Here is a 24,694-nt window from a genome sequence, read left to right as displayed (position 1 = left end):
TCGTTATGGGTGAATTTGTTGTATCAGCACGCAAATACCGTCCTGCTACGTTTAAAACCGTTGTAGGTCAAGAAATAATTACTACCACATTAAAAAACTCCATAAAAAACAAACAATTAGCTCATGCCTATTTATTCTGCGGTCCACGTGGTGTAGGCAAAACCACTTGTGCCCGTATTTTTGCAAAAACCATCAACTGTTTCCACCCTACCGAAGATTTTGAACCCTGCAACGAATGCGAATCGTGCAAAAATTTCAATAAAAATGCACTTTTTAATATACACGAACTCGATGCTGCCTCTAACAACAGTGTCGATTCTATTCGTGAACTCATCAATCAGGTTCGTATTCCTCCTCAACTTGGTAAATACAGCGTTTTTATCATCGACGAAGTGCACATGCTCTCCAAGGATGCGTTCAATGCCTTTTTAAAAACTTTAGAAGAACCACCCAGTCATGCCATTTTTGTAATGGCAACCACCGAAAAACACAAAATTATTCCTACCATACTATCGCGTTGCCAAATTTTCGATTTCCGCCGTATTCAACTCAACGATATAGTAAATCATCTCGAATATATTGCACAACAAGAAAATATTAAAACAGAACGCGAAGCTCTTATTGTAATTGCACAAAAAGCCGATGGTAGCATGCGCGATGCACTCTCCATCTTCGACCAAATGGCAAGCTTTTGTGAAAATGAACTCAGTTACGAAAAAGTAATTAAAAACCTAAACGTACTCGATTACGATTACTACTTCAAGCTTACACAAGCATTTTTAAATGGTAATGCTCCCGAAACACTCCTAATTTTTAATGAAATTCTTTACAACGGCTTTGATGCACAATACTTCATTACAGGCTTAAGTGAACATTTCCGCAATTTAATGCTATGTAAAGATCCGAAAACTATCCCATTACTAGAGGTAAGCGATAATGTAGCAACTCGCTACCAACAACAAGCTTCAGTTTGTACCAATTCGTTTTTATACGAAGCACTCCAAATTGCCAACGAAATAGAACAACAATATAGAACCAGTTACAATAAACGTTTTTTAGTTGAATTAATGTTATATAAACTTGCCAATATTGAACAAAAAATATTTCAACAACCACAACAGTCTCAGCCCAATAGTTCTTTTAATACATCACAAACACCCACCTCTACAAAAGCATCTAATTCGACACCATTAAACAATCCCTTACCCTCTACTCAAACTTACCCCCCCCCTCAACCACCCCAAACAGAATTAAAAGAACCTAATACAACCCAAATTATACAACCGAAAACAGAAAATATTACAATCCCCAAAAAAGAAACTCAAAAGTCGCCTACCATTTTCTCAATAAAAGATGAGAAAAAAGCAGTTGAATCTATTACTTTAAATAATAATACTTCAGATAAATCGAACATAAAAAAAATTGAAGAAAATAAAGATTTTACAATTGAAGAAGGCATTAGAGCATGGAACGACTATTTACATAATCACCTAAAAGATATAAGATTAAAAAACTTCTTTACACAAAATACAGATTTTATTCAATGGAATGAAAATGTTTTAATAATAAAAACGCTAAATAACTCACAAGAATTGGAAATTAGAGCTATACACGACGAACTACTCCATTTTTTAAAAACAAAACTTCAAAACAATAATATCAAAATCCAGATTGAAAAAACCGAAGAAACTCCTGCCTCCCCACGCCCCTATACACCCAAAGAAAAGTTTATTTATTTCTCCGAAAAATTTCCCATACTCAATCAATTAAAAGATCAATTAGATTTAGATTTTCAATAATAATTGATAAATTTGCACGTTTAAAAGTTTTACAAAAAAAACGAGGACTATTAAATAATAGCCCTCGCTAAACCCTAAAATCAGTTACTTGGAAGAACAAGCAAATATAAGACGACAAAATACCTGCCAAAGTTGCTTTAAAGAAAAAAATAAACATATAAAATATGTTAATTTTATATCCATTAGTATTTTTTTCTTAATTATTCTTTTTTCGTCGTGCAAAAAAGAAAACTTTTACAACGGTAACGAAAAAGTTCTTCGCTTTTCAACCGATACGGTACAATTTGATACTGTTTTCACTACTATAGGGAGTGCAACCCAATGGTTTATAGTTTATAATACTCAAAATCAACCACTAAAAATAAACTCTATACGATTAGCCAAAGGAAATCAATCTTTTTTCAGACTCAATATTAATGGCATTAGTACTCGCGAACTAAAAGATATTGAACTCGATGCCCAAGACAGTATGTTTATTTTTGTAGAAGTTAAAGTAGACCCTACCAATACCAACAATCCCATGGTAGTACAAGACAGTATTCAATTTTTTTTCAATAATGTAATGCAAGACATCGATTTAGTTGCATATGGTCAAGACGTGCATCTTATAAATGGCGAAATTATTAGTCAAAATCAAAATTGGATAGCCGACAAGCCTTATTTAATTTATAATTCTATGCTTGTCGATAGCAATGTAACCCTTTCAATTAGTGCAGGTGCTAAACTTTATTTTCATCATCGCTCACGTATGTACATAAAAGGGACACTCATTGCCAATGGTAGCCTTCAAGAACCTATTATTTTCAGAGGCGATCGTTTAGAGCATTGGTACGATAAACTCCCTGGTCAATGGGATGGCATTTACTTTGTAATGGGTAGCAAAGACAATATCATGAATTACTGCGAAATACGCAATGCTATTATAGGCATCCAAGTAGATACACTCGCATCACTTAACCAACCAACACTAACACTTTCTAACTCTAAAATATTAAATATGAATGCAGCTGGACTCTTTGCACAAGGGAGTACCGTAAAAGCATGGAATTGTGTATTTGCTAATTGTGGACAGTTTGCCATAGCCCTAACAATTGGAGGATCATACGAATTTTATCATTGCACGCTATACAATACTTGGTATTACAACAACAGACAAACCCCCTCTTTATGGCTCAACAATTATTATAAAGATATTAATGGCAATTATCAAGTACGTCCACTCGAACAAGCAACTTTTGCCAATTGCATTATCTATGGCAATAAAGAAACAGAAATCATCATAGACGAATTTCCCTCCTCACCAATTTTTAACTATGAATTTAAAAATTGCTTAATTAAAGCAGGAAACGATTTAAACACATCGAACACTAATCGATGGATAAATATATTTAAAAACGAACTACCTCAACTTAAAGACCCCACCAACGAAAAATTTGAACTTGATACCTTATCTTTCTGCATCAACAAAGGCGATTTAAACATTGGTTCGATGTTTCCTTGGGACTATAATGGCAACAGCCGCATTATAGACAATATGCCCGATTTAGGAGCTTTTGAACATCCATAATTTTTTTTATAATTAATTGATTATTATATATATTTGCTAAATTTTATTTAATTAATATGAAGCTTTCTATTCTTGTGTTTATTTTTTTTATGGCTTCTTTAGTTTCAGCTCAAACCGATTCTACGTTTATACAGTTTAAAGTCAATGCCGATATTGCCAGTCGTTATATTTGGCGAGGAAGCGATTATTTTAATTCTGCCGCTATTCAACCCGATATGGAACTCATATACAAAGACAAAATTGGAATAGGCGCATGGGGCTCATTTAGCTTTTCTAATCAACCTATACAAGAAAATGACCTATTTGTTTTTGCCAACATCCACCATTTTTCTATTTATGTTTACGATTATTTTTATATGAACCAAATAGCCAATAATGCTTATTTCAATTACGATTCAAAAAAAACAGGACATACGCTCAGTGCAGATTTATCGTATAAAATATCTGAAAATTTTCCTTTAACTATTTTGGCTTCATACAATTTTTGGGGTAACGATACTATGCATAGTCAGTATTTTGAAATAAGCTATCAATTTGAAAAACATCCTGTACAAATATTTATGGGTGCAACAACTGATAAAGGATGGTATGGAAATAGTTTAGGTGTTGTAAATACTGGCATTCAATTATCAAGAGAAATTAAAGTTAGCGAACAACTAAGTATTCCGTTCGATATTCAATGCATTGTTAACCCTCAAAAAGAAAATATTTACCTTGTAGCAATTTTTCATTTGTAATTTTATACCTTTGTATAATAAAGCCCAAAGAAAATGTCAATCATTTTATTTTCATAAAAGTTTAAAATAGCCAAATATACATTTCATGAAGTTCAATAAATCGACCATATTAATAACATTTTTTTCCATTGTTTTTATCATCATAGCTTATTTTTTATGGAAATTATGGGTATATGTTACAATAGCAGCTATTGTCTCATTAATACTTAACCCTATTAATTTGAAATTAAAAAAATGGCATTTCAAGCAATTTTACATTCCTTCATTTTTAAGAGCCATTTTGTTATTAGGTATGTTTTGGACCTTGGTATTCATTATTTTGTATAGTATTTTTCCATTGATTGTTAACGAAATTTATCATTTAGCTTCAATAAACCCCGATGTATTAAATTCCAAACTAGCCATTCCGCTCGAAGGTATTCGCAAAAACCTTTACTCACTTGGCTTACTTAATGCCGAAAATAGCAATTTATCGAGTTTAGTTGTAAACAAATTCATGTATTTTTTTAATGCCGACCATATTCAAAACACATTTAGCAACTTACTAGGAATTATTACTGATTTATTAGTTGCTGTTTTTGTTATCACATTTATCTCATTTTTCTTTTTAAAAGACGACCGACTCTTTACACGAACCATACTTATGTTTGTTCCCATATCATATCAAACCGAGGTTAAACATGTTTTATTAAGTATTAGCAAAATGCTTATGCGATATTTTTCGGGTGTTGTTATCGATATACTTATTATTTTTACTCTTATATGCATAGGGATGAGTATAGTAGGTTGCGATCTTAAAACCGCTATCATGCTTGGTCTAATTGGTGCCATCTTTAATATTATACCCTACATTGGACCTATTATTTCATTGAGCATTGGAATGCTTGTTGGCTTTTTAACTTTTCTTCCATTCGATTTATACGATGTCATAATACCTCATTTGATATACATGGCAATTGTATATTTAACTGTAAATATTCTCGATGCTTCTCTTATTCAACCTTACATATTTTCCAATGCTATAAAAGCTCACCCACTTGAAATCTTTATTGTAATTTTAGCTTCGGGCATGTTAGCTGGTATAATTGGTATGATGCTTGCCATTCCAGGCTACATGGCATTACGAATAATAGCCAAAGAATTTTTTATCAATTCTACATTGTAAAAAATTTGACAAAAAATATTTGAATTTTGTATGAATACCATTCATTTTTTTTATTTTTGCAAGGAAATTGAATTAGTAATTGTTGAAAAAGTTTAAAATCTTTATCATATTATATTGTTTATTCGTAATTAAAACGAGTGCACAAATATCTGTAAATTTTGTAGCAGATACGACTTTGGTTTGTCCGGGATATAATATTCAATTTACCGATCTCTCTGTTGGCGATACTGTTAAAAATTGGCATTGGGATTTTGGCGATGGCACAGCCGTCGATTCTATAAAAAATCCTACACATACTTACAACAATCCTGGATTTTATACCGTAAGTCTTACTGCATCTAGTTCTAATGCCACACAAACTAAAACTAAAACCGATTACATTCATGTACGTGATTTTCCTCAAACATCCATTGAATATACCGACACGCTTTTTTTACCTTCTTTCTTGTTATACTTTCATGGAAAAGTTTTAAATGATGATGGATATCCATATTATTATTTTTGGAATTTTGATAACACTCCATTTTTTGCCGGCGACACAGTAATTACTCATTTATTTAATAATGCAGGAAGCCATTCTGTTAGCTTCTTAGTTAAAGCTGGAGCAGGGTGTATAGATACAACAACGATAAATCTAAATACCATTGATACCTTAGCTGCCCCCAATATTTTTACGCCCAATAACGATGGACAAAACGATTTTTTTACAATAAAAACAAATGGTTATAATAATTTTACTCTCGATATATTTAATCGCTGGGGAGCCATTGTTTATTCTGTAACAGCCAAACGCTTACTATGGGATGGGTATAGCTCTGCTGGTATACCGCTTCCTGCTGGCATTTATTATTATCATGTTACCTCATCAGATGTTAAAGGATATAAGCTTTCTGGTAAAATTTTACTAATCCGCTAAGTGGAACCTTTTCAACGCATCATAATAAGTAGAACCGATAAAATTGGCGATGTGGTATTAACTTTGCCTATGCTTGGCGTTTTAAAAGAAAATTATCCTAACACAGAAATTATTTTTTTAGGCAATAGTTATACTAAACCATTGCTCGAAACTTGTCATCATATCGACAAAATTATTGAATGGGATAAATGGCAAAATTATTCGTTTAAAAAGCAAATTCGTGCCTTTAAAAGACTTAAAGCCGACACTATTATTCATGTTTATCCAAACAAGCGAATAGCCTTATTAGCTAAAATAGCAAAAATAAAAAACAGAATCGGGACTTCGCATCGTTTATACCATTACTTTACAGTTAACAAAAAGATAAATTTAGGTCGTAAAAATTCAAATAAACACGAAGCAGAGCTTAATCTCGAATTGCTTCGTTCGCTTAAACTCAAATTTGACCTTCCTTCTGTGTCCGATTTACATCGTTTTTACGGATTAACTAAAGTTGCCCCTTTGCCCGAACGCCTATATTCAATTATTGATCGCACAAAATTTAATTTAATTTTACACCCAAAATCTAAAGGGAGTGCCCGCGAATGGGGTCTTGATAAATATGCCGAACTTATTCGCATCTTACCCGAAAATCAATACAATATTATAATTACAGGCACACAAGCAGAAGCCGAAGAAATGGAGTACCTTCTAAAAGTTTATCAATCCAAAATAAAAGATTTAACGGGTAAATTAACTTTATCGGAATATATCTCGCTCATCAACGAAGCCGATGGTATCGTAGCATGCAGCACAGGTCCCCTACATATTGCTGCCGCCCTTGGTAAACGAGCTATAGGCATTTATGCTCCTATGCGTCCCATTTTTCCACAGCGGTGGAGACCTATAGGCAAAAATGCAAGCTACTTGGTATTAGATAAAGAATGTAACCATTGCCGCCATCAACAACATTGCAAATGTATTGAATCTATTACTGTTGAACAAGTAATCAATGAATTGAAGAAAAAATATCAATAAATCCTTTTCCTTAAGAACGAGGATGATAATCATGAATGACTTGTTTTAAATAAGTTTTATCAATGTGAGTATATATCTCTGTTGTTATAATTGATTCATGACCAAGCATTTCCTGAACTGCCCTTAAATCGGCACCACCTTCAACAAGATGGGTCGCAAACGAGTGTCGAAAAGTATGAGGACTAATCTCTTTGGTTAAACCAATTTGTTGTGCCAATTTCTTTATAATTAAAAAGACCATAACACGAGTTAAATTTTTCCCATTTCGATTCAAAAACACAAAGTTTTCGTAACCTGGCTTTGCTATCTGAGTGTTTCTAACTTGTTCAAAATAAAATTGTATTTCTTTTATGGCACGTTCAGATATGGGAACCAATCGTTCTTTATTTCCTTTACCAATTACTTTAATAAAACCTTCATCAAAGTATAGTTGATTAAACTTGAGCGAAACAAGCTCTGAAACTCGTAAACCACAACTATATAGAGTTTCAAGCATAGCTCTATTTCGATGACCATCGGGTTTGCTTACATCAATGGCATTAATTAGTGCGTCTATCTCTTCTACGTTCAAAACGGTTGGAAGCTTTTTATCTAATCGTGGTGCCGAGATAAGCATGGTAGGATTTTCTGTAATACGATCATTTAATTCTAAAAAAAAGTAAAATGCCTTTATGCCCGATATAATACGTGCCTGCGAACGAGGATGAATATCTAAATCATATAAAAAAGCTAAAAAAGACTCTATATCATTCATCGTAACCCTATCGGGAGCTATAGGCTTGAGTTGTGATTGACAATAACGGCATAAGTGCATTACATCATGTACATAAGCATCAATTGAGTTTTTTGATAAAGATTTTTCGATTTTCAAATAAGCTTTAAAGTCTTTTATTGCATTTTCCCAATTCATGTTGTATTTTTATGTGCTAAAATAATTCATTTTTTTCAATTACAATAATTAAATAAAAATTAACTATATGAATATTACCATTATAAACGGTGCTAACCTAAATATGCTCGGTATAAGAGAAAAAAATATTTATGGAACCTCGACGTTAGACGAAATCAATGAAAAAATAAAATCTCACTTTTCAAATATCAATTTTACATTTTTACAATCGAACATCGAGGGCGAAATTGTTAATTTTTTACATGCTGCCAATACTAATGCACAAGCAGTAATTTTAAACCCCGGCGGATATACGCACACATCTATCGCTATTTCTGATGCGATAGCTGCCATTCAGATTCCTGTAGTAGAAGTGCACTTATCAAATATATTTGCGCGAGAACCATATCGACATCAATCTATAACAGCCAATCATTGCATCGGTTGTATTTGTGGTTTTGGTTGGTATTCTTATATTTTAGGAATTCAAGCGGCTATTCAACACCTTACCAAGGCAAACGATTAATAATAAGGGTTAAAGCCACCCCCATCCCTGCCCCACTAAAAATATTTACCCAATCGCGACGATTTATTTTAAAACCATACAAAAGAATAATATTGACAATTAAAATAATAAAAACAATCAATATTTGCCCAACCTCAATACCTATATTAAAAGCCAATAATGAAGTAAAAATATCTTTTTCATTTTGTAATAATTGCTGCAAATAATTCGAAAAACCTAAACCATGGATTAAACCAAAAAAAACGGCTGTAACATATTTAGCCCAATGCGTTTTAACTTCAACTTTATTAGACAGTGTAACTACATTCCAAAGACCTGTAATAAATATAGTTACCGGAATTAAAAACTCTATCCATTCAGACGAAAAATGAAGAATTTTAAAAGTAGCCAATGCTAAAGAAGTAGTATGACCTAATGTAAAAGCTGTTATTAAAATTAAAATCTGTTTCCACTGCTGAATAAGATATACAGCCGTTAAACAAATTAAAAATAAAATATGATCGTACGAATAAACATCGGCAATATGTTGAATACCTATATTGAAATATAATTTAAACATTTTTTTTTGTAAAAATAGCAATAAAAATGCTCATAAAAAAAACTGTATTGTTAATAACTTTTCATAGTTAAGTACCAATTTTATATACATTTGCAACAAAAAAACAGCGTATAAACTTATGAAATCGTATCGTAAAGAATTATGGTTCGAAACCTCACAACGTCGTGAGTTTATAAACATTACTCCAGCAATAGAACAATGTCTTAGAGAAAGTGGAATTAAAGATGGATTATGTTTAGTAAATGCCATGCATATTACAGCAAGCGTTTTTATTAATGATGATGAACATGGCTTGCATCAAGATTTTGAAGTTTGGCTCGAAAAATTAGCACCCGAAAAACCTTATTCACAATACAAACACAATGGATTCGAAGATAATGCCGATGCCCACCTTAAACGAACCATTATGGGACGCGAAGTTGTAATAGCCATTACCAATGGCAAACTCGACTTTGGACCATGGGAACAAATTTTCTACGGCGAATTCGATGGAAAAAGAAGAAAAAGAGTACTTGTAAAAATTATAGGAGAATAAATATGCAAAACGAAATTCAAATTAAATCGGCTTTAATATCGATTTATCATAAAGAAAATATCGAAGGTATTATTCATAAATTAGCAGCATTGAATATTCAAATAATTTCAACCGGTGGCACAAAAGAATATATCGAAACATTAGGCTATAAAGTAACGTCCGTCGAAGATTTAACCTCATATCCATCGATGTTAGGAGGTAGAGTAAAAACACTACACCCTGCAATTATGGGTGGAATTTTATATCGTCGCGAAAACAATCAAGACCTCGAAGAAATTGTAAAATACCAAATTACTCCGATTGATTTAGTCATTGTCGATTTATATCCATTTGAAGATACAATAAAACAAACCAGCGACGAAAACGAAATAATCGAAAAAATCGATATAGGTGGCATTAGCCTTATTAGAGCTGCTGCTAAAAACTATAACGACGTTGTAATTATTCCATCGCAAAATGAATACTCTTATCTACACCAAATACTCGACCAACAAAAGGGTATAACCACATTAGAACAACGTAAGTACTTAGCTAAAAAAGCTTTTGAAACTTCAGCTGCCTACGATCGACTCATATACAACTACTTTGCTGACACACCTTTTTTAAACATACCGCTATCACCAATAAATTCATTAAGATATGGCGAAAATCCACATCAAAAAGGTTGGTACATTGGTAATACTTCTGATATATTTGATAAAATACAAGGTCAAGAATTATCCTATAACAACTTATTAGACATAGATGCAGGTTTACATTTATTAAAAGAGTTCGACGAACCAACCTTAGCCATTTTAAAACACAATAATACGTGTGGCCTTGCATCTGACCCTAATCCTATTATTGCATGGGAAAAAGCATTAGCTGGCGATCCTGTAAGTGCTTTTGGGGGCGTTATTGTATGTAACTTTAATATAGACTTAACATTAGCTCAAAAAATTGATACTATCTTTTTCGAAATATTAGTAGCACCCCATTTTGAAACAAGTGCTATTGAACTTTTTAATAAAAAACAAAAAAGAATATTACTAAAACTAAAAAATTGGAATTCGACTACCTATACCTTACGTTCGGCTCTAAATGGTCTTCTAATAGAAGAACGCGATTTACATACTGAAAACATTGAACATTTTAAGTTTGTAACTAACTCAATACCAAATGATAATGAAATAAATGATTTAATTTTTGCAAATAAAATAGTAAAGCACACTAAAAGCAATGCAATAATTATTGTAAAAAACAAACAACTTATAGGTAGTGGTATTGGTCAAACCTCTAGAGTTGACGCAGTTAAGCATGCCATTGAAAAAGCCCAAACATTTCATCATAATTTAGAAGGAGCGGTTCTTGCCAGCGATGCTTTTTTCCCCTTTGCAGACAGCATTGAGATTGCACATAAAGCTGGTATTCAGTCTTTTATACAACCAGGCGGAAGCATTCGCGACAAAGATTCTATTGACTATTGTAATCAAAAAAAATTATCAATGATTTTTACAAATTTTCGACATTTTAAGCATTAAAAATTAAATTTTATATATTAACTTTGCAAGTTAAAAATACATATTATGGGATTGTTTTCATATTTTAATCAAGAACTCGCAATTGACTTAGGCACAGCTAATACTATCATTACTTACAATGATAAAATAGTAGTTGACGAGCCATCAATAATAGCCATAGATAACGACACTAAAAAAGTAGTTGCTGTAGGTCAACAAGCTCGACAAATGCATGGTAAAACCCATGCTCATATACGTACTATTCGCCCATTAAAAGATGGTGTGATAGCCGACTTCTATGCAGCAGAACTAATGTTGCGTGAATTTATTCGTAAAATAAACCCCCGCCGACGTTTTTTTTCTCCTTCGTTAAAGCTTGTGATTGCAATTCCATCTGGAAGTACTGAAGTTGAAATTCGTGCCGTGCGAGACTCCTCCGAACATGCTGGTGCCCGTGAGGTATACATGATATACGAACCAATGGCAGCAGCAATTGGAATAGGTTTAGACGTAGAAGCCCCAGAAGGCAATGTTGTTGTTGATATTGGTGGAGGAACTACCGAAATAGCAGTTATTTCGCTTTCGGGTATTGTATGTAACAAATCTATACGTGTTGCAGGCGACGTATTCACTGCCGATATCATGGAATACATGCGTACACAACATAATATGAAAGTTGGTGAACGTACTGCCGAAGAAATCAAAATTAAAGTTGGGGCAGCAGTTACCGACCTAGATAATCCACCACCCGATTACATTGTAAAAGGTCCAAGCCTTACAGCGTCTATGCCACTTGAAATACCCGTTTCTTATCAAGAAATTGCACATTGTTTAGATAAAAGTATATCGCGTATCGAAAGTGCTATTCAAACAGTACTCGAAGAAACACCTGCAGAGTTATATAAAGATATTACCAACAATTGCATTTATTTAGCTGGTGGTGGCTCTCAAATTAGAGGATTAGATAAACGACTTACTGATAAATTTAATCTTAAATTCAAAGTAGCTACAGACCCATTGCTTGCAGTAGCCAAAGGAACTAATACCGTTTTAAAAAACTTAAATCGCTTTCAGTCGATACTCATGCGCTAATATACATCTATGAATTTGTATGATAACTATTTTAAAGTTTATTATTAAGCAACACAATCTGCTTGTATTTATAATGCTTGCAACTTTTTGCTTAATTTTAACGATTCAAAACAACGACTACCAAAGAGCTATCAGTGTAAAAACAGTATCAGAATTTACGGGTAATATATATAAAAGTTATCATTCGTTAAAACAATTCCTCAATACAGTCAATGAAAACAGAAAATTAGCTAACGAAAATGCACTTTTAAGAAAAATTATACTCAACAAAAAAGACACAAATAACTCTTATATCTCTTGTTTAAACTACGATCTTATTGTCGCAAACGTTATATACGCCAATATATATACTGCTAATAATTACTTGATAATAAACAAAGGTTCTAACGATAGTATAAAAACTGATATGGCTGTAATATGCCCCGAAGGAGTAGTTGGTATTGTAAAAAGTACTTCACCGCATTTTGCTACCGTAATTCCAATTATCAATGTGAATGCTCATATTAGTGCACGTATAAAAACAAATAAATATTTTGGAACCACAACTTGGGATGGAAAAAACTCCAATTATGTTAATCTTTCGGATATCCCTTATCATGTTAAACTCCATATTGGAGACACCATAATAACCAGTGGATTCTCAGCAATATTTCCAGAAGGTATCCCCATCGGTACAATATCACACTTTGATTATAACGAAGGAAGCGACTTTTATAACATCAACATAAAATTAAGCACTCAGTTTAATAAACTCGATTTTGTGTACGTTGTTAAATATAAATATCAAAGCGAGCTTAAAACACTAGAAAAAAGTATTCAAAATGCCCAATAGTATTTTATCACATATTATTCGTTTTATTTTGCTTGTATTATTACAAGTTTTTGTTTTTAATAATATTTTGTTTTTTAATATTATCAACCCTTTTGTTTATATTTATTTTTTAATTTTATTGCCATTTGAATTACCGCCTGTAATTATTGTTTTACTTGGTTTTCTAATAGGTATTACTATAGATTTCTTTTCTGGTACCATTGCTATACATGCTCTTGCCTCTACCGTGGCCGGTTATGCACGTCCATTTGTTTTAAAACTCTTTTCACCCCATGATGGATACGAAAAAAATACTAATCCAACTATTGCTTATTATGATATTGAATGGTGGATAAAATACGCACTATTTATTACCTTTATCCATCATAGTGTTTTATTCATTGTTGAATCTTTTCATTTAAACTATCTTATTTTTACCTTAACCAAAATTATATTAAGTTCATTAATAACTATCATTATCATGGTTTTAATGCAATACTTCTTTCATAAACACTCAAAAAATCTATGATTAATCCATACAGCCCAAGAAAATATACCATTGCCGGAGTAATCATTTTTGTAGTCATTATTTATATTTCACGACTTTTTTATATGCAAATTATTGATGACTCTTATAAATATTCAGCACAAAACAATTCTCAGCGTCGCATTACAAAATACCCTGCCAGAGGGGTTATTTTCGATAGGTACGGTAAAATATTAGTTTACAACGAACCTGCCTACGACTTAATGGTGATTCCACAACAAACCCTACCCTTTGACACATTAGACTTATGCCATATTTTAGAAATAGAACCAAGCACATTACGTTTAATTATTCAAAAAGCAAAATCGTATTCCAAATATAAACCATCTATCGTAGTTCCACAATTATCGCTCGAAACAACAGCTATCATTCGCGAAAAATTATTTAAATTCCCAGGCTTTTTTCTTCAATCAAGAACATTACGAAAATACCCCAAACCCATAGCTGCTCACTTATTAGGCTATGTTGGCGAAGTAAACGAAGACTACATTGCTAAACACCCATATTACAAAATGGGTGATTATGTTGGTATTTCAGGATTAGAAAGAACATACGAAGAATATTTAAGAGGCAAAAAAGGCGTTAGCATTTATTTGGTTGATGTTCATAATAAAATAGTGGGAAACTTCGCTGGTGGCAAATACGATACGGCAGCAGTACCTGGATATAATATTGTTACAGGTATTGATATGGAATTACAAGAATACGGTGAGAAATTGATGCAAAATAAAAAAGGTAGTATCGTTGCACTCGATCCACAAACAGGTGAAATATTAGCATTAGTTTCAAGCCCTAATTACGACCCTTCTTTACTTGTGGGACGTAAAAGAACAAAAAACTATGCCATTTTACTTAAAGACACACTAAAACCATTATTTAACCGTGCTTTAATGGCAAAATATCCACCCGGCAGCACTTTCAAAATGACCCAAGCACTTATTGGTTTACAAGAAGGTGTTCTAAAAAATCATACTTCATTTGGCTGTCATAAGGGTTTTTCAATGGGGAATATACATGTGGGCTGTCATGCACATCCCAGTCCACTCAATTTACCCCAATCAATACAAAATTCTTGTAACGCATATTATTGCCAAGCTTTTTTAAAAATTCTAAACAACCGCAAGTATAAAAATACCGAAGAAGCCTTCAAAGCTTGGCGAGATTATGTAACTTCTTTTGGTTTCGGCGAAAAACTTGGCTCCGATTTAGCCTATGAACTAAAAGGCAATGTTCCTACAGTTAAATATTACGACAAATATTTTGGAAAACATCGTTGGCGTCCACTTACTATAATTTCCCTTTCGATAGGACAAGGAGAAATGGGTATCACTCCATTACAATTAGCCAATTACGCCGCAACCATAGCAAACAGAGGTTTTTATTACACGCCTCACGTGGTCCGTGAAATTCAAGATGCTCACTGGGATAATTCTGCTTTTAAAACTAAACATTATACAAAAATAGATTCTCAATATTTTGAGCCTGTTATTGAAGGGATGGAAAATGTTGTTCTGGCGGGTACAGCTCGAAATGCACAAATTGATAGTATATCCGTATGCGGCAAAACAGGTACAGCACAAAATCCACATGGTAAAGACCATTCTATTTTTATTGCATTTGCACCCAAAAACAACGCCAAAATTGCGATTGCCGTTATTGTAGAAAATGCTGGATTTGGAGCTACTTATGCTGCCCCTATTGCAAGCCTTATGATTGAAAAATATCTTAAAAGAAAAATTAGACGAACCGAACTCGAAAAACAAATGATGGAAACAAACTTAATATATCGATAATGCAACGCGAAACAAACATATTAAAAAACATTGATTGGTGGACAGTAGGTATATTTTTAATAATTGTATTGCTCGGATGGTTTAATATTTTTGCGGCTGTTTATAACGAAGAACACAATTCTATTCTCGACTTTTCGCAACAATATGGTAAGCAACTTATTTGGATTTTGAGTTCACTTTTTATTGCCTTAATCATTCTTTTAACCGATAGCAGTATCTATAGTATTTTTTCTACACCCTTATATATTTTTTTGTTACTCATTACTTTTTCTGTAACATTTTTTGGAAAAGAAATTAACGGACAAAAAGCATGGTTCGAAATAGGTTGGATTAGAATTCAACCATCAGAATTTTTAAAATTTGCTTTAAATTTGGCATTAGCAAAATTCTTAAGCTCTTATAATTTTAAAATTCATAACTTAAAAAACCTTACTGTAATTTTAACTATGATACTTTTCCCTATGGTAATCGTTTTAATGCAACACGATACAGGCACAGCACTTGTTTTTACTTCATTTATTTTTGTATTATACCGCGAAGGACTTACACCCTATGTATTATTTTTGGGAGTAGTTTCTATTATTCTTTTTATAATGTCATTGTTAATAGACCAAGTAACGATTATTTATACATTACTCGTAACTACTCTTATAATATTTACCTTCCTTAATGGTCAATTGCGATATATAATTAGTGGCATAGGCATTTTTATTGGAGTATTTATTATTTTATGGGGAATAAATTATTTATTTAAACTTAATATTGAATACAAATTATTACTTATCAGTATTGTTGTAATAACAACTATAATATTTATGGTTATAGGAAAACTAAAAAAAATCAAATATGCTTTTATAATAGGAATATTTTTAATTGGTAGCATTGCTTTTACTTTTACAGTCGAATATATTTTCAATAAAGTCTTAGAGCCCCATCAACAAGCTCGCATTAATGAGCTATTAGGAAAATCGAACGACCTTAAAGGAGTTGGCTATAATGTAAATCAATCTAAAATAGCTATTGGATCTGGAGGTTTATGGGGAAAAGGATTTTTGCAAGGCACACAAACCAAATATAATTTCGTACCGGAGCAAAGTACCGATTTTATTTTTTGTACTGTTGGCGAAGAACACGGTTTTATTGGCAGTTTTTTGCTCTTACTTTTATACACTACATTTTTACTTCGACTTATTCAGCTTGCCGAACGACAACGTTTAGCATTTAGCAGAATTTACGGTTATGGTGTAATATCGATATTATTTTTTCACCTTGCCATAAACATCGGTATGACCATCGGACTTGTACCGGTAATTGGCATTCCACTCCCATTTTTTAGTTACGGAGGTAGCTCTCTTTGGTCATTTACCATTTTGTTGTTTATTTTCATTAAATTAGATGCCGATCGTTTTAAATATTTAGCTTAACATATTATGGCAACATCAGAAGTAATTTATTTAGGAAATTTAAGAACAAAAGCCAAGCATTTGCAATCAGGAACAGAAATAATTACCGATGCCCCCATCGATAATCACGGTAAAGGTGAATTTTTTTCGCCTACCGATTTAGCCGCAACTTCGTTCGCCTCATGCATACTTACCATTATGGGAATTGGAAGCGAACATTTTGGCTACAACATCAACGGTACTAAAGTAGAAGTTACAAAAATAATGGGCACCTCGCCAAGAAGAATAGCTGAAATAATAGCTATTTTTACATTCCCAGATGTTCATTATACAAATAAACAAAAAGAAGCACTCAAACGCATAGTTGAAACCTGCCCTGTAAATTTGTCGCTCCATCCCGAAATTAAAAAATCAATTACCTTTATTTTTAACGACGAAACGATTCAGCTAAATGCTTAATATTATTTACTATATCGCTATATTTTTTTTAATTCTCTGGATAATCACAAAATGGAAATTCTTTAAAGATTCATCCATTTCATATAAATGGATATTTTTATTTTTTATTTTTAAAGTAATTGTTTCGTTTTTTCTATATGGCATCTATACACTTTATTATCCAAACAACCGAGTTGATAATGATATATTTAAATATTACGACGATGGACAAATACTATTTCACTCGCTTCGCGATAATCCGTCAAACTACCTGAAAATGATGACAGGTATTGGCGATAACACCAACGAAATAAAAGAAAAGTATTACAAAAAAATGAATTTCTGGATAAAACCCTATGAATACGAGGTTATAAACGAAAACAAAACAATCATTCGTTTAAATGCTTTTATCAATTTATTCGCATTAAACAATTATTTTATAAACACACTTATTTTTTTATTTCTTTCATTTATTGGACTTTTTGCAATCTTTCGAGTATTATCAGAATATTTCACACAAAATCACCTAATATTAGCATTCTTTATTTTTTTAATACCTTCTACTGCATTTTGGTCATCTGCCATATTAAAAGAAAGCTTGGTTTTCTTTAGCTTAGGAGGATTATTATATTCAGTTAATCAATATCTTAAACAAATAACGTTAAAAAGAATACTCTTAATACTACTTTTTGCTATTTTTTTAGCTTATAGTAAAATGTATATTCTTATTATTGCATTACCAGCATTCATCTCAATTATACTTTCCAAACATTTGAAAAATATAAAAAAAGAGATTATTTTTATTTTAATTCCAATCATTTTTATTGCACTTTATTTCCAAAGTGAATATTTTATTCCTTACAATTTTTCAGAAATAACAACTGCCAAACAACACGATTTTATCAATATGATTAATTCTTTTACCAATGTTGGAAGTAAAATTGAAATACCTCGCCTAGAAGATTCTTTTTATTCATTTTTAATCAATACTCCAAATGCACTCCTTAATAGCTTATTCCGTCCTCATATTTTTGAAGCTCATAATTTCACTTCAATGCTTGCAGCTATCGAAAACCTTTTCATATTAATTATTATGTTGCTTATACCTCTTTTTTTCAAAAAAAATCAATTCCATATTTGGATGTGGTTTTCATTATTATTCAGTATAATGTTATTTATTTTAATTGGACTAACCACCCCCGTTTTAGGCGCTTTAGTCAGATATAAAGTTCCGGCATTGCCGTTTTTATTATATTTGCTAATAAATTTCATCGATTTTAATAAAATATTTTTCAAAATAAAAACCATATGGAAAAAATCGTCTTTATAACAGGAGCAACAGCAGGAATTGGAAAAGCAATTGCCTTTACGTTAGCCGAACAAGGATATCGATTAATTATTACCGGTAGAAGAGCTCAATTATTATCAAATATTGAAAAAACATTACGCACCAAGACTAAAGTATTATCGCTAAATTTTGATATTCGCGATTTTAAACAAGTAGAACATGTTATCAATACCCTACCTAAAGATTGGAGTAAAATTGACGTCCTCATCAATAATGCTGGTTTAGCAGCAGGTTTAAATCCCATTGACGAAGGCGATTTAAACGATTGGGAGACTATGATTGACACAAATATCAAAGGGCTTTTGTATATTACCAAAAAAGTATTGCCACTTATGAAAGCAAGTAGCACAAAACAAATAATCAATATTGGTTCAATTGCTGGCAAACAAGTCTACCCCAATGGTAATGTTTATTGTGCAACTAAAGCCGCTGTTGATGCTCTTACCCAAGGAATGCGAATCGACCTACTCGAAAAAGGCTTTAAAGTTACAGCCATACACCCTGGTATGGTCGAAACAGAATTCTCTATGGTACGATTTAAAGGTAATGCCGAGAGAGCAACTAAAGTATATGAAGGTTTTAAGGCACTCCAAGCCGAAGATATTGCCAATATTGTACAATTTATTTTAACCCTTCCACCCCACGTTAATATCAACGATTTAGTTGTCATGCCAACTGCACAAGCTACAGCAACTTTGGTTAATAGAAAAATAGAATAATATGAATAAACCCATTGCGTATTCAACTCTTTCTGAATATACTAAAAAATTATTTATAACCATTGGTTGCCCACAAGAAGATGCTGAAACCATTGCCGAAGTGCTTATGGCAGCAGAGTTGCGTGGTATTTCATCGCATGGACTAATGCGGGTTAACGATTATATATCTTTGTGGGAAGCAGGACGTATTAACCTTACTCCCCAGATAAAAATTATTCATCAAACTCCTTCGACCTTAACCATTGATGCCGATAATGGCTTTGGAATGATTGCTGCTAAAAAAGCGATGAAATTAGTTATTGAAAAAGCTCATGAAACTGGAACTGCTTGGGCAAGCGTAATTAATTCAAACCACTATGGCATTGCCGGATATTATGCGTTAATGGCAACCCAACAAAACATGATTGGAATTTCGGGTACAAACGCCAACCCGTTAGTAGCACCTACATGGAGCATTTCTCGTATGTTAGGTACCAATCCGCTAGCGGTGGCTATTCCTGCAAAATCTTATCCACCTTTTGTTGCTGATTTTGCTACAAGCCCTATTGCCAGAGGCAAACTCGCATTACTCGAAAAAGAAGGCAAAACCATCGATTACGGTTTTGTTCAAGATAAAGAAGGCAATCCCTCCAATCTGCCTCAAATATTAAAACAAGGCGGAGCCATTGTACCATTGGGAGGCGATTTTGAACACGGAAGCCATAAAGGATATTGCATGAGTGCAATAATCGATATTTTTTCATCAGTACTTGGGGGAGCTAACTTTGGTCCTTTTGTTCCACCTCAAGTTGGATATTTACAACTACCTAAATACCAGCCAGGAAAAGGATTGGGGCACTTCTTCGGCGCTTTTAGAATTGATGCATTCAGACCTGCAAACGAATTCCTCGAATCAATGGACGATTGGATTACTACATTTAAAAATGCACAACCCTATGCAAACCATTCACACGTTCTTATTCCTGGAGAGCCTGAATACGAAAAAACACAATATCATTTACAAAATGGTATTATAATAAAACCAGAAGTGCAAACCGACTTAATTAAAATTTCAGAAAAATACAATATTCAACATCCATTTTAACTCATTATGGTCCTCTTACAAGCAGAAAACATAACAAAAAGTTTTGGAGACATAGTGCTATTTGAAAACATTTCATTTAGCATTCATAAAGGCGATAAAATAGCACTCATAGCAAAAAATGGAACAGGTAAAACTACTTTACTAAATATTTTAAATGGCATCGACAGTCCAGATAATGGCTCCATTACCCTAAGAAAAGACATCCAAATTGGATACCTTCCTCAAAACCCAGAATTTATTGAAAAAACTGTTTTTGATACTCTACATAAAGCTAATAAAAAAATAGTTGAAGCTCAAGAAAAATATCAATTAGCCATACAAACAAACGACGAAAAGAAAATAAACGAAGCACTTGCTCTTATGGATAGTCTTAATGTCTGGAACTACGAATCACAAATTCACGAGTTTATTTCAAAACTCGAACTTCCCGAAGCTCAAACAAAAATAGAAACTCTTTCGGGTGGACAAAAAAAACGATTAGCACTTGCACGCACATTGTTAAGCAAACCCGATATTCTCATTTTAGATGAGCCAACTAACCATTTAGATGTTGATATGATTGAATGGTTAGAAGAATATCTCGACAATCAAATTGAAACACTTTTTTTAGTAACACACGATCGTTATTTTTTAGAACAAGTATGTACACAAATTATTGAACTCGACCAAAAACAATTGTACACATACGAAGGAAATTATTCTTATTTTTTACAACGTCGTAACGAACGCATACAACAAGCTCAAAGCGAAATAGAAAAAGCTAAAAATCTTTATCGTAAAGAACTCGATTGGATTCGCCGTATGCCCAAAGCACGAACCCACAAATCAAAATATAGGATCAATGCTTTTGATGAAATTAGTGAAAAAGCACATAAGCAAATTATTGAACAAAAAATTGAAATTAAAACAGCCACACGTCGATTAGGAAAAAAAATACTCGAAATTAATTACCTTTCTAAATCGTTTGGTGATAAAATAATTTTAAAAGACTTTTCATATAAATTTTACCAGAATGAACGTATCGGTATTGTAGGACCTAATGGATGTGGAAAAACAACCTTTTTACAATTGCTAGCCCAACAAATAAAGCCCGATAATGGACACTTTGAATATGGCGAAACGGTTGTACTAGGATATTTTACACAAGAAAACATTCAATATCCAGCCGACAAAAGAGTTATAGATGTAGTAAAAGATATTGCCGAATATATTACAACCACAGACGGAAGCCATATATCCGCTAGTCAATTACTAACCTACTTTCTTTTTCCACCTAATATGCAATATACACTCGTTGAAAAACTAAGCGGTGGAGAAAAACGCAGACTTCAGTTGGTTACAGTACTAATGAAAAACCCCAATGTACTGTTTTTAGATGAACCTACAAACGACCTCGATATTCTAACTTTAAATGTTCTCGAAGAGTATTTATTACAATTTAATGGTTGTGTGGTTGCTGTTTCTCACGATCGATATTTTTTAGATAAAGTTACTGAGCATATTTTTGCTTTCGAAGGTAACGGAATAATAAAAGACTATCCTGGCAACTATACTCAATATCTTAACGAACGCAGAAAAAAAGAAATACATCTAAAAACACCTGCCTCAAACAACAAAAAAGAAATAACTCACACAACAAATAAGCCAAAATCATCTATCAAAAAACTAAGTTATAAAGAACAAAAAGAACTTGAGCAAATTGAATCAGAAATAGAGTATTTACAAAAAGAAAAACAACATGTAGAATCACTACTCATTGATCCGCAAACAAATAATCAAGCTAGAAATGAATTCGCTATTAAATTATACAAAATAAACGAAGAAATTGATTTTTTGGAACTTAGATGGTTAGAATTACAAGAAAAAATTGAGTAATTGTTACATTAAAGCCCCAATCTCATAACCTTTACAACCAACAATTCTATATTCTTTCCTTGTTCGCATGCCCATCCCCTAAGCTCATCTGGTTCTACAACAATAATAGTCCCTTTATCAACCTTTTTTTGTGCATTTTCAGATAAAAATATTCCTTCGCCATTTTTTACATAAAAAATCACTTTGCACGATAAGCGATGCAAGTCAATTACCTGATTCTCGTTTAATACAATCTCTACAATCTCTAAGTCAGACCTTTCCAAACGTTTTATTGCTAAAAAATTTAATGGAAGTTCGTTACCTTCTTGAGGTGCAATTATTTCCATTGTTTTTAATTTTTAAGCATAATTAACAACATTTTAAACCTATCTTTTGCTACAACAGCATGAGGAATATTAGCCGGCATAATGATAAAGTCGCCTGCTTTTAGCTCATATTCTACTTTGTTAATACTTATAAGTCCAACTCCTTCAATAATATTTACCATTGCATCAAAAGGAGCCGTATGTTCGCTCAATAATTGCCCCTTATCAAATGCAAAAAGCGTTATATTACCGGCGTCGTTCTTTTTTACAATTTTACTTACAATGGCTCCATCGGCATATTCAATGCTATTTATGAGCGAATAAGAGGTTGAATGATTAAAAAAATTTTCCATATTATTTACATTTAAAAAAAGGCTGCCCTTTTGAGGCAGCCAAAAATAATTAATTTAAAAACATCTTCATATCGTCATCAACATTGGTAATTCCACCGATACCAAAATTATCTACCAATACTTTTGCAACATTTGGCGAAAGGAATGCAGGTAAAGTGGGACCAAGATGAATTTTCTTTACACCAAGATACAACAATGCCAACAATACAATTACAGCCTTTTGTTCATACCATGCAATATTATATGCAATAGGCAAATCGTTGATATCATTCAACTGGAAGATTTCTTTCAGTTTAAGGGCAATAACAGCTAATGAATACGAATCGTTGCATTGTCCTGCATCAAGAACACGTGGAATGCCATTAATATCACCTAATGGAAGTTTGTTATATCGATATTTTGCGCAACCAGCCGTTAGAATTACAGTATCTTTAGGAAGTTTTTGAGCAAACTCGGTATAATAATTTCTATCTTTCATGCGTCCATCGCATCCAGCCATAACAAAGAATTTCTTAATAGCACCCGATTTTACAGCTTCAACAACCTTGTCGGCTAAAGCAAAAACCTGTGCATGGGCAAAACCACCAATAATTTCACCTTTTTCAAGTTCAACAGGTGGTTTGCAGCGTTTTGCATGCTCAATAATCTCCGAAAAATCTTTCATTCCACCTTCGGGTCTATCACCAATATGTTTTGCGCCTGCTAAACCTGCTGCCCCAGTTGTATAAATACGATCTTTATAACTAGCATTAGCTAAAGGTGGTACAATACAATTAGTAGTAAAAAGAATAGGACCATTGAACTTTTCAAACTCTTCGCGTTGATGCCACCACGAACTACCATAATTACCCACAAAATGTTTATATTTTTTAAATTCAGGATAATAATTGGCTGGTAACATTTCGCTATGTGTATAAACATCTACTCCGGTTCCTTCTGTTTGTTTGAGCAAATCTTCCATATCGCGTAAATCGTGACCTGAGATTAATATACCAGGATTGTTCCGCACGCCTAAGTTAACTTTAGTAATTTCAGGATTGCCATAGCGCGTAGTATTGGCTTTATCGAGCAATGCCATAGCTGTTACTCCAAATTTGCCTGTTTCCATCACTAATGCAACCAATTCATCTGCCGATAGTTGATCGTTTAATGTACTTACCAATGCTTTCTGCATAAAAGCATATATTTCCTTATCTTCATAACCCAAGTTATAGGCATGTTCAGCATACGCTGCCATACCTTTTATACCATAAGTTAATAGCTCACGCAAAGAGCGTACATCTTCGTTTTCGGTAGCTAATACACCTACATGAGGAGCTTTACGCTCAATTTCCTGCTCGGTAAAAGCATCCCACGAAGCTGCTTCGGGCAAAGTAGTTTCATCAAGCTTTACTCCATTTGATGATAATAATGTTCGAGCTTTACGTTTTAATGCTAAGCCTTCCATAATGGAAGCAACAATAGACTGTTTATCGAAGTTAGCATTGGTAATTGTTTTAAACAAACTGGTCATAATAAAATGATCCATTTCGGGTGTTTCAATCCCGTGCTTTTTTAGTTCTGTAGTATATACCGATAAGCCCTTACATGTGTACATAAGCACATCCATCATTTGAGCTAAATCGTCGCTTTTACCACAAACGCCGTTTACAGTACAACCAATTCCTTTGGCTGCTTCCTGACATTGATAACAAAACATACTCATAATTCTTTGATT

The 24,694-nt window shown here is 32.9% G+C and carries 24 protein-coding genes; 19 read left to right on the top strand and 5 right to left on the bottom strand.

Annotation, left to right across the window (positions count from 1 at the left end; genetic code table 11):
* Nucleotides 1–5: 5 nt before the first annotated feature.
* The 6 genes from HPY79_02545 to HPY79_02520 all read left to right on the top strand — a co-directional run bounded on the left by HPY79_02545 (nt 6) and on the right by HPY79_02520 (nt 7,201).
* Nucleotides 6–1,799 carry a DNA polymerase III subunit gamma/tau gene (locus tag HPY79_02545; GenBank protein ID NSW44694.1) on the top strand — a complete coding sequence of 598 codons (1,794 nt, stop codon included), beginning with the start codon at nt 6–8 and terminating at the stop codon, nt 1,797–1,799.
* A gap of 88 nt (nt 1,800–1,887) precedes the next feature.
* The gene (locus HPY79_02540; GenBank protein NSW44693.1) at nt 1,888–3,366 is read left to right on the top strand and encodes a hypothetical protein; all 1,479 of its coding nucleotides are present in this window, start codon (nt 1,888–1,890) and stop codon (nt 3,364–3,366) included.
* A 56-nt stretch (nt 3,367–3,422) separates the two neighbouring features.
* Nucleotides 3,423–4,103, top strand: coding sequence for a hypothetical protein (locus HPY79_02535; GenBank protein NSW44692.1), 681 nt, complete (start codon nt 3,423–3,425; stop codon nt 4,101–4,103).
* A gap of 85 nt (nt 4,104–4,188) precedes the next feature.
* Nucleotides 4,189–5,268: an AI-2E family transporter gene (locus HPY79_02530; protein NSW44691.1), complete on the top strand. Its 1,080-nt coding sequence runs from the start codon at nt 4,189–4,191 to the stop codon at nt 5,266–5,268.
* 82 nt (nt 5,269–5,350) lie between these two features.
* Entirely contained in the window at nt 5,351–6,184 is an 834-nt protein-coding gene (locus HPY79_02525; protein NSW44690.1) for a gliding motility-associated C-terminal domain-containing protein, read from the top strand.
* Nucleotides 6,185–7,201, top strand: a complete 1,017-nt coding sequence (locus HPY79_02520; protein NSW44689.1) for a glycosyltransferase family 9 protein — start codon at nt 6,185–6,187, stop codon at nt 7,199–7,201.
* Nucleotides 7,202–7,211: 10 nt separating this feature from the next.
* Here the strand turns inward: HPY79_02520 and xerD are convergent, their stop codons facing one another.
* Nucleotides 7,212–8,111, bottom strand: coding sequence for a site-specific tyrosine recombinase XerD (gene xerD / locus HPY79_02515; protein ID NSW44688.1), 900 nt, complete (start codon nt 8,109–8,111; stop codon nt 7,212–7,214).
* Between the two features lie 67 nt (nt 8,112–8,178).
* On the opposite strand from xerD, the gene aroQ reads away from it, so the two are divergent.
* Nucleotides 8,179–8,616, top strand: a complete 438-nt coding sequence (gene aroQ, locus HPY79_02510; protein ID NSW44687.1) for a type II 3-dehydroquinate dehydratase — start codon at nt 8,179–8,181, stop codon at nt 8,614–8,616.
* On the opposite strand, the gene HPY79_02505 is transcribed toward aroQ, so the two are convergent.
* Nucleotides 8,597–9,175, bottom strand: a complete 579-nt coding sequence (locus tag HPY79_02505; protein ID NSW44686.1) for a HupE/UreJ family protein — start codon at nt 9,173–9,175, stop codon at nt 8,597–8,599. The two genes, aroQ and HPY79_02505, sit on opposite strands and share 20 nt — an antisense overlap.
* A gap of 118 nt (nt 9,176–9,293) precedes the next feature.
* On the opposite strand from HPY79_02505, the gene HPY79_02500 reads away from it, so the two are divergent.
* Genes HPY79_02500 through HPY79_02445 form a run of 12 tightly spaced genes read left to right on the top strand, consistent with a single transcriptional unit; the run spans nt 9,294 to nt 22,319 of the window.
* Nucleotides 9,294–9,710, top strand: a complete 417-nt coding sequence (locus tag HPY79_02500) for a YjbQ family protein (protein ID NSW44685.1) — start codon at nt 9,294–9,296, stop codon at nt 9,708–9,710.
* A 2-nt stretch (nt 9,711–9,712) separates the two neighbouring features.
* Entirely contained in the window at nt 9,713–11,230 is a 1,518-nt protein-coding gene (gene purH / locus HPY79_02495; protein ID NSW44684.1) for a bifunctional phosphoribosylaminoimidazolecarboxamide formyltransferase/IMP cyclohydrolase, read from the top strand.
* A 45-nt stretch (nt 11,231–11,275) separates the two neighbouring features.
* A complete protein-coding gene (locus HPY79_02490; GenBank protein NSW44683.1) occupies nt 11,276–12,301 on the top strand; it encodes a rod shape-determining protein in 1,026 nt (341 codons plus the stop codon).
* A gap of 19 nt (nt 12,302–12,320) precedes the next feature.
* A complete protein-coding gene (gene mreC, locus HPY79_02485) occupies nt 12,321–13,133 on the top strand; it encodes a rod shape-determining protein MreC (protein NSW44682.1) in 813 nt (270 codons plus the stop codon).
* Nucleotides 13,123–13,641 (top strand): rod shape-determining protein MreD, encoded by a 519-nt coding sequence (mreD, locus tag HPY79_02480; protein NSW44681.1) that lies wholly within the window; start codon nt 13,123–13,125, stop codon nt 13,639–13,641. The genes mreC and mreD overlap by 11 nt, the downstream gene beginning before the upstream one ends.
* On the top strand, nt 13,638–15,452 hold the full coding sequence (mrdA, locus tag HPY79_02475; protein ID NSW44680.1) for a penicillin-binding protein 2: 1,815 nt from the start codon (nt 13,638–13,640) through the stop codon (nt 15,450–15,452). Before mreD ends, mrdA begins: the two co-directional genes overlap by 4 nt.
* A complete protein-coding gene (locus HPY79_02470; protein ID NSW44679.1) occupies nt 15,452–16,876 on the top strand; it encodes a rod shape-determining protein RodA in 1,425 nt (474 codons plus the stop codon). Before mrdA ends, HPY79_02470 begins: the two co-directional genes overlap by 1 nt.
* A 6-nt stretch (nt 16,877–16,882) precedes the next feature.
* Nucleotides 16,883–17,314 carry an OsmC family protein gene (locus tag HPY79_02465; GenBank protein NSW44678.1) on the top strand — a complete coding sequence of 144 codons (432 nt, stop codon included), beginning with the start codon at nt 16,883–16,885 and terminating at the stop codon, nt 17,312–17,314.
* Entirely contained in the window at nt 17,307–18,623 is a 1,317-nt protein-coding gene (locus HPY79_02460) for a hypothetical protein (protein NSW44677.1), read from the top strand. Before HPY79_02465 ends, HPY79_02460 begins: the two co-directional genes overlap by 8 nt.
* The gene (locus HPY79_02455) at nt 18,602–19,360 is read left to right on the top strand and encodes an SDR family NAD(P)-dependent oxidoreductase (GenBank protein ID NSW44676.1); all 759 of its coding nucleotides are present in this window, start codon (nt 18,602–18,604) and stop codon (nt 19,358–19,360) included. Before HPY79_02460 ends, HPY79_02455 begins: the two co-directional genes overlap by 22 nt.
* Before the next feature lies 1 nt (nt 19,361).
* Entirely contained in the window at nt 19,362–20,444 is a 1,083-nt protein-coding gene (locus HPY79_02450) for an Ldh family oxidoreductase (GenBank protein NSW44675.1), read from the top strand.
* A gap of 6 nt (nt 20,445–20,450) precedes the next feature.
* Nucleotides 20,451–22,319, top strand: a complete 1,869-nt coding sequence (locus HPY79_02445; protein ID NSW44674.1) for an ABC-F family ATP-binding cassette domain-containing protein — start codon at nt 20,451–20,453, stop codon at nt 22,317–22,319.
* An 8-nt stretch (nt 22,320–22,327) separates the two neighbouring features.
* On the opposite strand, the gene HPY79_02440 is transcribed toward HPY79_02445, so the two are convergent.
* From HPY79_02440 to hcp, 3 genes are read right to left on the bottom strand one after another with little or no spacing between them, the layout of a single operon-like run.
* The gene (locus HPY79_02440; GenBank protein ID NSW44673.1) at nt 22,328–22,645 is read right to left on the bottom strand and encodes a hypothetical protein; all 318 of its coding nucleotides are present in this window, start codon (nt 22,643–22,645) and stop codon (nt 22,328–22,330) included.
* 5 nt (nt 22,646–22,650) lie between these two features.
* The gene (locus tag HPY79_02435) at nt 22,651–22,977 is read right to left on the bottom strand and encodes a cupin domain-containing protein (protein ID NSW44672.1); all 327 of its coding nucleotides are present in this window, start codon (nt 22,975–22,977) and stop codon (nt 22,651–22,653) included.
* A 49-nt stretch (nt 22,978–23,026) separates the two neighbouring features.
* Nucleotides 23,027–24,682 (bottom strand): hydroxylamine reductase, encoded by a 1,656-nt coding sequence (gene hcp / locus HPY79_02430; GenBank protein ID NSW44671.1) that lies wholly within the window; start codon nt 24,680–24,682, stop codon nt 23,027–23,029.
* Nucleotides 24,683–24,694: the final 12 nt, after the last annotated feature.

The organism is Bacteroidales bacterium, from assembly GCA_013314715.1.
GTDB lineage: Bacteria > Bacteroidota > Bacteroidia > Bacteroidales > GWA2-32-17 > Ch61.
The sequence above is the reverse complement of the archived record's forward strand: the minus strand, read 5'-3'. Positions and strand labels throughout refer to the sequence as shown.